Here is a 12,365-nt window from a genome sequence, read left to right on the forward strand (position 1 = left end):
TGGTTTAACAGAGTTGAAATTCAGGTAAAGACAACAACTGAATACAAAAATCTTTCTTTGGAATATGTAAGTTTTCTTCTAACAATTGTAGTGTATTTTGATTAACTTTTAATCCTAAAATATTAATAATCAATTTTTTATTGTTTATATTCTGAAAATTATCTTCAAAAACCAACCAATTGGTTTGTGTTTTAATAAACGTTCTTTTTTTTAATTTCTTATCTTTTTTAAGAGTCGTACTTTCTTCATCCCCTAAATCTGTGTAAGTAATTGCTGCATGATTTAATAAGATAGATGGTAAGCGCAAACGTTTTACTAAGGTGTTGCTATCAATCCAATTTCTGCCTGTTTTAAAACCAGCAACATTGGGCGGTTTTAATAAAGTTTGCCCAAGTAAACGTTGTACCAATAAAACTTGTTTTGGTTGTTCAAATTCAAAAGGAACAATTTTATGTATGCTTGCTAAAAAATCTATGGGAGCTTTTATTTTTGAGCCTATATTATCTTCATCATAAAACCAATCTGACAGTAAAACAAAACGCATTAAATTTTCTATGTTATAGTCCTTATAAAAAACATTAGCCATTGCTGTTATATGCTCTTTATTGCTTACTTCATTTACAAAATAGTGGTATATTTTTTCTGAAATAAAAAAGGCACATTGTTTTTGTTCTGTAATGATGTCTATAATATCATCTCCATTAAAATTACCTGTTTTACCAAAAAAAGTTTTATCATAGCTATCGTGTTGGTTTTCTCTTAGAATAAACTTTCCTCTAAAATTATGATTGTAACCCGTAAAAGCTCTTGCAGATTCTTTTATATCGGTTTCAGAATAATTATTTTCACCTAAAGTAAACAACTCCATTAATTCTCTTGCAAAATTTTCATTCGGGCTTTTTTTCTTGTTCTGTTTATTGTTTAAATAACCTAACATTGCAGCATCTTTAGAAACTTCTTTTGTGAAATTTACAAAATTTCCAAAGGAATTTCTACGGAGTAAATTGTTATAGTTTTGTGTAAAAAGCACATTGTTTCTGCTGTCACAAACAAAATGATTTGCCCAAAAAAGCGTCATTTTTTCTCTAAAAACATCTGTAGGGTTTAAGATTCGTTTAACCCAAGCTACAGAAAATTCGCCTACTTTTCTTCTGCTTTTTTTTCTAATTTCTTGTCTTTTTTCCTTGTTTTTTAAATCTTCTCGTTTTAATTTTTTTAAAAAAGACAAATCTACTTTAAGCGGTTTAGGTTGTCTTATTTCAGAGAAAATTAAAGCTACAACTTCTTGCTTACTTTTAGCAGTAAGTTGGTTTAGTTTATCTGGTAAAATACCAAAACCAATTCTATTGTATAAATGTTGTATGTGCTCTGGTTTCATATTCGTTAGACTATAGGAAATAAAAATGGTTTAATTTACACAACTAAAGCTGTTAAAAACCTCATAAAAGATAAGCATTTTTTTATGAATGAAATTAAAGCGGTCTTTTTTTTGTAACTTTCCTAACCTAATTAAAAGCAAAAATCTTATGCCAAATTATACACTAAATGTAAACGGACAACAACGCCAAGTTACAGCAGATGAAGACACACCATTATTATGGGTTTTAAGAGATGAATTAGATTTAGTGGGCACAAAATTTGGTTGTGGTATTGCACAATGTGGCGCTTGCACTGTGCATATAGATGGAGTTGCCATGAGAAGTTGCCAAATGCAAGTTTCTATTTTAGATGGTACAAAAATTACTACTATAGAAGGTTTGTCTGTTGATGGTAAACATCCTGTACAAGAAGCTTGGAAAACCATAGACGTACCACAATGTGGCTACTGCCAAGCAGGACAAATAATGACAGCTTCCGCTTTTTTAGCGGAAAATAAAAACCCCACAGAAAAAGAAATTAGAAATGCTATGCATGGCAATATATGCAGATGTGCATCTTACAACAGAATAGAAAAAGCAGTAAAACTAGCCGCTAAAAACTTATAATATGAAATTACACAAAAAAGATAATTTTAGTAGGAGAAACTTTTTAAAAACATCTGTTTTAGCAAGTGGCGGTATGTTAATTGGGTTTAATTTTCTTACAGCATGTAAGCCAGAAGCTAAAATGCCTGTAACTATTGATAATTTAAATTTTAATGATTTTAATGCATACATAAAAATTTCTGAAGAAGGGTATGTTACTATCTTTTCTCCAAACCCAGAAATTGGACAAGGTGTAAAAACTGCTATGCCAATGATTATTGCAGAAGAGTTAGATGTGGCATGGAAAAATGTAACAGTTGCACAGGCAGATTTAGATACCAAAAATTTTAAAAGGCAAGTAGCAGGTGGTAGTCAATCTATTAGAAGTAGTTGGTCTGTTTTAAGAGAAACAGGCGCCACAGCTAAACAAATGCTAATGCAAGCAGCAGCCAATAAATGGCAAGTAGATAAAAGCACTTTAAAAGTTGCCAACGGAATTATAACAAATAATAACGGCGAAACTTTAGGTTATGGAGATGTAGTAAAAGAAGCTGCTTTATTAGAAGTGCCAGAAAAAGTAACACTAAAAGCGTTAAAAGATTTTACCATTATTGGTAAAGATGCTTTAAATGTAGATTTGCATAAAATAATTACTGGCCAATCTTTATATGGTTTAGATTATAAAGCAGAAGGTATGGTTTATGCCACTGTTTTAAGACCACCTGCTTTTGGTCAAGAGCTGGTTTCTTTTGATGCTACAGAAGCAAAAAAAATTAACGGTGTTTTAGAAGTAGTTACCATTGGAAAAAAAGTACGAAAATTTAAAAATTCTGGAGAAAAAAATTGGTCTTTTAGTTTATCCAGTTCAGATAAAGTGGTAGTTGTTGCCAAAAATACTTGGGCAGCTATAAAAGGTAAAAAAGCAATTAAAGCTAAATGGAAAACCATTACTGCTTTAGAAAGTACAGAACAGCATAATATAGTTTTAAATGCTATTTTGAATGATAAAAAAGGCAAAGTTAGAAGAGAAGATGGCAATGTAAAAAAAGCATTTGCCAATGCAGACAAAGTAATAGAAAAAACGTACAGTGCACCTTTTTTGCCACATAATTGCATGGAACCCATGAATTTTTATGCAAATATTACAAAAGAAAAAGTACACTTGGTTGGGCCAATTCAAACACCAGAAGCTGCAGCAAATATTGTAGGTAAAATGTTTGGGTTTACTCAAGATAAGATTCATTTAGAAATGACTAGAATGGGTGGTGGTTTTGGAAGACGCTTGTATGGAGATTTTGTTTTTGAAGTTGCAGAAATTGCGAATAAAATACAAAAACCTGTAAAATTAATAGCTACAAGAGAAGATGATATGACCACAGGAATTTACAGACCATCTACCAAATATAAAATTACGGCAGCTTTAAAAGATGGTGAAATTTCAGGTTATCAATTAAAAGAAGCGGCTATAAATGGAAATATGTATGGTTCTATTGCACACTTTTTTCCTGCAGGCTGTATTCCAAATTATAAAGTAGAAAGTGGTAATTATAAGAGTAATATTACCACAGGAGCTTGGAGAGCGCCATACACTAATTTTTTAGCCTTTGCAGAACAAACTTTTTTTGATGAATTGGCCACAGAATTAAAGATAGATCCAATTCAGTTAAGATTAGATTTATTAGAAAATCTAGACCCTAAAAAAGACAAAAGAATACAGTATTCTGGCAAACGAACAAAAGATGTTATTGAATTGGTAAGAGAGAAAGGAAATTGGGGAAATGTGCCTGTAGGAGTATACCAAGGTTTTGCTACTTATTATAGCCATAATACTCATGTAGCAGAAATAGCAGATATAGAAATTAAAAATGGCTTGCCTGTTATTAAAAAGATAACTGTTGCCGTAGATTGTGGTATTGTTGTAAATCCAACAGGCGCAAAAAACCAAATAGAAGGTGGTGTTTTAGATGGTATTGGACATGCGATGTATGCCAATTTTTCTCTTAAAGATGGTAAGCCAGAATATAAAAATTTTGATACTTATAGACTTATAAGAATGAATGAAACACCAATAGTTGAAGTGCACTTTGTAGAAAATAACTTAAAACCAACAGGTTTAGGAGAACCAGGTTTACCGCCAGCAGGAGGTGCTGTAGCCAACGCCATTAATGCAGCTTTAGGCAAAAGATTATACAACCAGCCGTTTATAAAAGATTTACAAAAACAAACAATTTTAGGATAAAAAAAAGGCGCTAAAAGCGCCTTTTTTTATTTATTTTAAAAGAAAATTTTATTGTCCTGCTTCTTTTTTTGCATTTTCAATCATATCTCCATTAGGTAAAATAGCAATGTTAACACGTCTATTTTTTGCTCTTCCTTGTGGTGTGGCATTATCAAATTTTGGTTGTGTTTCTCCATACCACATTGTTTCTAATCTACTTCCTAATATACCATCATTTATTAAATAATTGGTTACTGCTTTTGCTCTTTTCTCAGATAAAGTCATGTTATAATCATCTCTACCAGAACTATCTGTATGCCCAACCACTAATATTTTTGTATCTGGAAACTCTTTAAAAACTTCTGTTAATTTATGTAATGTTTCTTTAGATTTTGCATTAATATCAGACTTGTTTGTATCAAAATACACACCACTATTTTCATCAAAAGTTACAACAATTCCATTATCTACGCGTTCTACAACAGCTCCTGGCATTTCTGTTTCAATCTTTTTAGCTTGATCGTCCATTTTTTTACCAATTAAAACTCCTGCACCACCTCCAATAACACCTCCAATAACAGCGCCTAACTCACTATTCTTTCCATTACCAGCATTATTCCCAATAATTGCACCTAATAAAGCACCTGCAGTAGCACCAATTGCACCTCCTTTTTGTTTATTATTAGCATTTTTTGTTGCCTCACAACTAGAAAAGCTAAAAGTAAGACTTAGCGCTATTAGTAAAATTGTAATTTTTTTCATTTTAATTATTGTTTTGTAAAGTTCATATTTATAATAAAAGAAACACCGTTTACAGATATACGTTGTTTCCATTGCATTGTGTTTTCAGATAATTCAGCCAAATCTATTCTGTAACCTACATTATTTTTGTTATTTTTTGGTTTCAAAAGAAAATCAAAATAACCAGATACCTTGTCTACTTCTTGCACTACAAATATAAACTCTCTTTTACCTGTTGTACAATCTGTATTATTTACGGTATATAAACCTGTATTGTTGTTGGGTACAAATTTCCATGTACTACCTTCTAAACAATCTTTTGTGGTATCGTTAAAAATAGTAACATTGTAATTACCTGTTTTACTGTAAATTATTTTATTTAAAACCCAATTTCCTTTAAGTGTTTTTTCTTTGACTCTTACGTTTTTGTTTGCTCCGCAAGAAAATAAGATGGCAAGAGATAGTAATAATAGTATTTTTTTCATTTTTTATAGTTTCTATGCAAGTTAAGTGTTTTCTGTAAAAACTTATCTATATAATCTTTAAATAAAATAAAAAGCCATCAAAATAATTATTGTTTTGATGGCTTTAAGTAATAAGAACTAATTTGAATTGTATGCTTTTAGAGGTCTATTTTAGGGCTTATCAAATATTTTTGTTGAATTGTTCTCTATTTCTAATACAAAGTTACTTTTTATACAAACTACAAATGAACAATTTTCGATAAGATGCTACTTTTTACTGTTCTATGACCATTTTATATAGACAAGTGTAATTTTATATAATTCATTTAAAAACTTAAAATCACTTAAAAATAAATTTCTTGCGCAAGTCTAAACGTATTTGCATGTGCCTCTACAATTGTTTTAATTTCTGGAGCGTACCCACCACCCATTGAGCACATTACAGGTATTTGTAAATCAAAACAGGTTTGCAAAACAAAACGATCTCTTTCTTTACAGCCTGCTATACTTAGTGCTAATTTGCCTAATTTATCGGTTTCTATAACATCTACACCACACAAATAGTATATAAAATCTGGCTTTTCTTGTTGTATTAACTTTGGAAGCATATTTTTTAAAAGTCTTAAATACTCCTCGTCTTCTGTATTATTTTCTAAAGCGATGTCTAAATTTGAAGTTTCTTTTTGAAATGGATAATTACTTTTACCATGCATAGAAAAGGTAAAAACTGAATTATCTTCTCTAAAAATTTCTGCAGTACCATTACCCTGGTGTACATCTAAATCTACAATTAAAACCTTTTTTACTAAACCTTTATTTTGTAAATATTTCGCAGCAATAGCTTGGTCGTTCAACATACAAAAGGCTTCGCCTCTATTGGAAAAAGCATGATGTGTACCACCTGCAATATTCATTGCAATTCCATTTTTTAATGCAAATTTAGAAGCTTTCATACTTCCGTCTGCAATAATCATTTCTCTTTTAATGAGTACTTCAGATAATGGAAAACCTATTTTACGAGCAGCTTTTTGTGAAAGCGTAATATTTAATAAATCAAAAAAATACTCAGGATCATGCACTGAAAAAAAATACTTACTATTTGGTATTTCTGGCTCAAAAAAATTGTTTTCTATACAGGTACCTTCATGTATTAATTGTTGTGGCAAAAGATCATATTTTTCCATAGGAAAACGATGACCTTTTGGCAACTCATGCTTATAAATGGGATGATACGCTATTTTTAGCATTTTATAATTGCTATCAATAATAAAATAAATTACATATTTTAAAAGTAGAACTTTTATCTAATATTATTGCTTATGGTTTTAAAGTAATATATAACAGCTTATCTAATTACTTTCTTGTTTACAACACTTCCGTCTGAAAGTTTTGCGGTAATAATATATAAACCTTGCTTAAGATTAGAAAGATCTATTATTTTATTTTGATTATTATCTTTAATTTGTTTGACCTTTTTGCTTAGAATATTATATAAGTTTACTTCAATAATTTCTAAATTATTGTTTGTACTTAATTTTAATTGGTTGTCTTTTAAATAGCTTACTGTAATCTTATTCGTATTTAAAATTGATTCATCTATAGACAGCACAGTACCTGCATCATTTTGAAAAGTTAATTGAAAACGATTGTTGAATTCACCTTCATTAGATGTAAATTTATAACTGCTTTCAGATAAATTATGAGTAATATTTAATAATTTGTCTTTTAAATATACATTGTTTGTCTTTAAAAAAAATCCTTCAATATCTGCTATAGCAATATTGAAAACTTTTTCTTTATCATTAGCAACTACCCTAAAACCTAAATCTACAACATCTTCTTTTATATTATCTAATCTTAAGTCATCTAATTTTCTACCTTGAATAGCATAATCAGTATCACTATCCTTAATTTTAGAGTACAAAACTGTAAAATCGCCTTCAGAAATTCCAGAGGCATCATAAAAGCTACCATCTAAGCCATTAGTTGCTCCTTTTACATAACCAATTAAAATTTGATTAAATATACCGTTTTCAGAAGCTAGATTAAGCCATATTTTATTTTCAAGTTTTTTACTTTTTATTTGTTTGGCAGAAGTTTTAAAGAATTTTACATTGCTTGTTATATCCGTTACTCGCATACTGTTATTATACGTAATTTGATCAGTTTTTAAACCTTCTATAAAAAAACTTTGTCCAGATGGTATAAAGTTATCTGGTCTTATGTTACTTGCGCCTACAACACCACCAACACCAACATTATAAATGGCATAATCATCTCTATTAAAATTTAAAGCAGCATTACCAGGATTATTTGCTTCGGGAGGTAAAGATTGTGACCATAAATAAACTACACCTCCTATTACATCTGAGTTTTGGGCATACAACACATCAAAATCTAATGCACCAGGATAAGGATTACCAACCAGGTTCCATGAAGGCGTAATATTATTCGCATTAAAAAAAATATCTGTAGTTATATCACCTGTGTTATATTCTCCAGAAAAATTTATGATATCTCTTCTAGGAAAATCGTTTGTATTTGGAGATGTTGCAATATAACCTTTAGCTGGTTGCATAACCTCATTGGCAACAGCAATAGTCCAAGCATCTGCATTGTCATCTATTCCATCACCATCTTCATCTAAATAATTTGCAGCATTAAACAGAAATCTCCTACTACTGCTTACATTTGGAAAAGCTTCTCCAACCGTTTTACTTTTAACAGGACTACTCCAATATGTATAATGAAACCATTCCTTTTTTATTGATGATTCTTTTTGAACTATAGCGTTACCTGTAGCACCTACATTAAAAGTGCCAGAAACATTATTTTGAACAAAATTTGCTTGGGTATTTACAATTAACGAGCCATTAACCTCTACATCATTAAAAACTTCTACAAATGTTTGGTTGCTAACTGTTAAACTTCCATTTTCATTTACAACTAAACTACAAGCCACTATATTACCTTGCTGAGTATCATAATCACCATCAATAATTACGGGTCTAATTGGCTGGCTACCAGGAATTGGTGCTGTTCCAATACTCCAAGAACTACCATTCCATATATTGGGTAATAATGTTTCTCCAGGTCCCGTAGAAGGAGAAACAGAACCTTTTACATTTATAGAATCTTCACTTCTAGGATTTCTTCCAAAACCAAAAGTTTCAGGAGCATCGTTACTGTCTGTAGGTGTAACATCCCAGGCATAAAGTCTTATTATAACTTTATTTGGAAAAGCTACATTTTGCAATCTTGGTATTGCAGACAAATCTATTTCTGGTAGTAAATTTCCGTTTGGGTCATCTCGCACATCATTTTCTTTTGTAAATCTAAAAGAAGACTCTATATCTGTAAAAGAACAATCGCTATCTATTTTAAATTGCCAAAGAAACTCTCTAGGACCTGCAGCGTTTCTTCTAAATTTAGCCCTTAAACCACTTAAATTTATTTGATTACCGTTAGTAGGTGCAATTTCAAATTCAAAATAATCTCCTTCTCTAAAAGCATCTTCTCTTGCGCTAGTAAAACCAGAAGCCGCAAAAATACCAAATAATCTTTCTTCATCTGGCAACCTTAACCCTTCGCCTCTGATTACCGTGGAATTTTCTACACCTGCAGCGCTAAAAGAAGATGGATATTCAGGTAAATTAGGAGTTGTTGCCGTTTTCCAAGCAAGCAAATCTTCTTGGCTAAAAGAGAGAAATGTAAAAAAGAGAAAACTTATAATAACTGTAATACGTACGTTTTTTTTCATGGGGCTTTTTACTCCTAAATCTGTAATTTGTAAAGTATTTAAGTGGTAAGTTATAAGGAAATTAAATACTATTTAAAATATATTGTATGCAGTACTTTTTAATACAAATATTACAAAATTACTCAATTAAGAGATTTATTAAATGTTTAGTTTATAATACAATATTTATGACACAAAAATAATAAAAAAGTCACGGAAGTAGTTGCCAATTTAGCACTTCAATAAGAATTACTAATATCTAAAATTTAGATAGTGAAATTTTTTATTTAGATATAATTTTAATAATAAGTCTGCGTATTTCTTAAAGAATGTTAGAAAACGAAATCTTGGTTTGTTCCTATTTAAATAGTTATTCTTTCATTTAGAAACTATTTAGCTTAAAAAAATACAAATTACAAGGTAAATTAAGTTATTTAACTCACTTGTTGCCCGTTTTTAACTGCTTTTTCTGGCTCCATAAATGCTAATTTACCATCTGGAGTGTCTGTCATTAAAATCATACCTTGGCTTTCTACACCTCTAATTTTTCTTGGTGCTAAATTTACTAATACAGCTACTTGTTGCCCAATAATTTCTTCTGGAGAAAAACTTTCTGCAATACCAGAAACAATTGTTCTTGTGTCTATACCAACATCAACCTTTAGCTTTAAAAGTTTTTTAGTTTTAACAACTTTTTCAGCTTCTAAAATAGTTCCTATTCTAATATCTAATTTGGTAAAATCTTCAAAATCAATGGTTTCTTTTTGGGGTTCTACTACTTTATTTGCTTGTTCATTAGCTAGTTTAGTAGCCTGCAATTTTTCTAATTGCGCATCAATGGTTTTGTCTTCAATTTTAGAAAACAATAATTCTGCTTTGTTTATTTGATGCCCTTCTTGTATTAAAACATCTTTTTCTGTAACGTCTTTCCAGATGAGAGATTCATTTGTTTCACCAGGAATAACATTTAAAATGTTTTTAAGTTTAATTGAAGTAAACGGCAAAAATGGCTCTGAAACCACAGCTAAAGCTGCTGCAATTTGCAAGGCAACATACATTATGGTTTTGGTACGTTGTTCATCTAACTTTATTACTTTCCAAGGTTCTTCATCTGCCAAATACTTGTTTCCAAGTCTTGCCAAACTCATTAACTCTTGACTTGCTTCTCTAAAACGATAACGTTCTATAGATTTACCAATGGTATTTGGAAATTCTTTTACAGCTGCTAAAACATCTTCATCTATCTCAGAAAAATCATTTGGTGCAGGTATAATTCCGTTATAATATTTATTGGTTAATACTACAACTCTGTTTATAAAATTACCAAAAATGGCTACCAATTCGCTATTGTTCTTCGTTTGAAAATCTTTCCAAGTAAAATCGTTGTCTTTACTTTCTGGTGCGTTTGCAGTTAATGTGTAACGCAAAACATCTTGCTGATTTGGGAACTCTTCTAAATACTCATGCAACCAAACTGCCCAATTTTTAGAAGTAGATAATTTATTGCCTTCTAAATTTAAAAACTCATTTGCAGGTACATTGTCTGGTAAAATATAATCTCCGTGTGCTTTTAACATGCTTGGAAAAATAATACAGTGAAAAACAATGTTGTCTTTTCCTATAAAATGTACCAATTTGGTATCGTCTTTTTTCCAATAATCTTCCCAGTTTTTACCTTCTCTTGCTGCCCATTCTTTGGTTGAAGATATGTAACCAATTGGCGCATCAAACCAAACATATAAAACTTTACCAGCTGCATCTTTTACAGGTACTGGTATTCCCCAATCTAAATCTCTAGTTACTGCTCTTGGTCTTAAACCGTCTTCTACCCAAGATTTTACTTGTCCGTAAACATTTGGTTTCCAGTCTTTTTTATGTCCTTCTAAAACCCATTCACGTAAAAAAGCTTCATGCTTATCTAAGGGTAAAAACCAATGTTTGGTTTCTTTAATGGTAGGTACATTTCCTGTAATTGCAGATTTTGGATTGATTAAATCTGTTGCATTATGGCTTGTACCACAGCTTTCGCATTGGTCTCCATAACTTTCTTCAAAACCGCATTTTGGGCAAGTACCTACTACAAATCTATCTGCTAAAAACTGGTTTGCTTCAGCATCATACAATTGTTCAGAAACCTCTTCTACAAACTCGCCATCATTATACATTTTTGTAAAAAATTCTGATGCAGTTTCATGATGAATTTTAGCAGAAGTTCTAGAATAATTATCAAAAGAAATTCCAAAATCTGAAAAAGATTTTTTAATAATTGTATGGTATTTATCTATGATAACTTGTGGAGAAACACCTTCCTTTTTTGCTCTCATAGGTATGGCTGCTCCATGTTCATCAGAACCAGAAATATAAGCAACATCATTACCTGTTAAACGCAAATAACGCGCATAAATATCTGCAGGAACGTACACACCTGCTAAATGCCCAATATGAATTGGGCCATTTGTGTAAGGTAAAGCTGCTGTAATTGTATATCTTTTTGGAGCACTCATAGTGTTTCTCTTAATTTTTTGTACTAATTTTTGAAGTGCAAAAGTACAAAAAGCAATTTTTTAAAACCATTGAAAATAGATACATTTACATCTAAAGATATTCTAAGCGTAAAAACAGAAAAAGTAATGGAGAAGTTTAAATTATGTGTTTTTTTTCTGTTGATGATAATTTCATCTTCTAACGCACAAGAAAAATTAGATACTTTACACATAAAAACCAATCCTATTGTTTTTGGAGATGTATTCTTAGGATATTCATACACAGGCAAAACAGCTGCAACCATTGGTTTAAATATAAATTACCAATTTAAAAATAACCTTTTTACTTTTAGAACTTCACAAACTACTAGTGTAGATAAAATATATTGGTTTCTAATTATTCCTGTTCCTGTAGTAAGCAATACAACATCAGAATTTGCAGCGCTTTATGGTAAAAGATATATAGAGGAAGGAATGTCTTATCATTTTTCTGGAGGAATTTCTTTAAACGTAAATAAAGATATAAGTGAAAGTATTAAGGTTGTAGATAACTTTGTAGGCTTTCCTTTTGAAGTAGGTGTTCATTGGTTTAAATCTAAGAAAAAAAGGTTTAGAATTTTCAGTAACCTAATACCTATTGGAAAACCTACTGCTTTTGGGCGGTCTATTGGTTTTAAATTGTATGGTAATATTGGCAAAAGATCTTATATTGGTTTAGGATTAACTTCTGGTTTAGGTTGGTATAAAAAATATTAA

At 30.6% G+C, this 12,365-nt stretch carries 9 protein-coding genes; 3 read left to right on the plus strand and 6 right to left on the minus strand.

The window, feature by feature from the left end; genetic code table 11:
• Positions 1-4: 4 nt before the first annotated feature.
• Positions 5-1,378, minus strand: a complete 1,374-nt coding sequence (locus tag Q0762_RS00715) for a DUF1800 domain-containing protein (protein WP_298762605.1) — start codon at positions 1,376-1,378, stop codon at positions 5-7.
• A gap of 148 nt (positions 1,379-1,526) precedes the next feature.
• On the opposite strand from Q0762_RS00715, the gene Q0762_RS00720 reads away from it, so the two are divergent.
• Positions 1,527-1,985: a (2Fe-2S)-binding protein gene (locus Q0762_RS00720; protein ID WP_298762607.1), complete on the plus strand. Its 459-nt coding sequence runs from the start codon at positions 1,527-1,529 to the stop codon at positions 1,983-1,985.
• Position 1,986: 1 nt separating this feature from the next.
• Complete coding sequence (locus Q0762_RS00725; RefSeq protein WP_298762609.1) at positions 1,987-4,203, plus strand: molybdopterin cofactor-binding domain-containing protein; 2,217 nt, start codon at positions 1,987-1,989, stop codon at positions 4,201-4,203.
• 48 nt (positions 4,204-4,251) lie between these two features.
• Here Q0762_RS00725 and Q0762_RS00730 read toward each other — a convergent pair whose 3' ends face one another.
• From Q0762_RS00730 to metG, 5 genes are all read right to left on the minus strand, one after another.
• Positions 4,252-4,944, minus strand: coding sequence for an OmpA family protein (locus tag Q0762_RS00730; protein ID WP_298762612.1), 693 nt, complete (start codon positions 4,942-4,944; stop codon positions 4,252-4,254).
• A gap of 5 nt (positions 4,945-4,949) precedes the next feature.
• Entirely contained in the window at positions 4,950-5,408 is a 459-nt protein-coding gene (locus tag Q0762_RS00735; protein WP_298762613.1) for a lipocalin family protein, read from the minus strand.
• Positions 5,409-5,731: 323 nt separating this feature from the next.
• Positions 5,732-6,634 carry a histone deacetylase gene (locus Q0762_RS00740; protein ID WP_298762615.1) on the minus strand — a complete coding sequence of 301 codons (903 nt, stop codon included), beginning with the start codon at positions 6,632-6,634 and terminating at the stop codon, positions 5,732-5,734.
• Between the two features lie 98 nt (positions 6,635-6,732).
• Entirely contained in the window at positions 6,733-9,147 is a 2,415-nt protein-coding gene (locus Q0762_RS00745) for a T9SS type A sorting domain-containing protein (protein WP_298762616.1), read from the minus strand.
• 413 nt (positions 9,148-9,560) lie between these two features.
• On the minus strand, positions 9,561-11,645 hold the full coding sequence (metG, locus tag Q0762_RS00750) for a methionine--tRNA ligase (protein ID WP_298763162.1): 2,085 nt from the start codon (positions 11,643-11,645) through the stop codon (positions 9,561-9,563).
• Between the two features lie 54 nt (positions 11,646-11,699).
• On the opposite strand from metG, the gene Q0762_RS00755 reads away from it, so the two are divergent.
• Positions 11,700-12,365: a hypothetical protein gene (locus Q0762_RS00755; RefSeq protein WP_298762617.1), complete on the plus strand. Its 666-nt coding sequence runs from the start codon at positions 11,700-11,702 to the stop codon at positions 12,363-12,365.

Source organism: uncultured Polaribacter sp., from assembly GCF_947495205.1.
GTDB lineage: Bacteria > Bacteroidota > Bacteroidia > Flavobacteriales > Flavobacteriaceae > Polaribacter.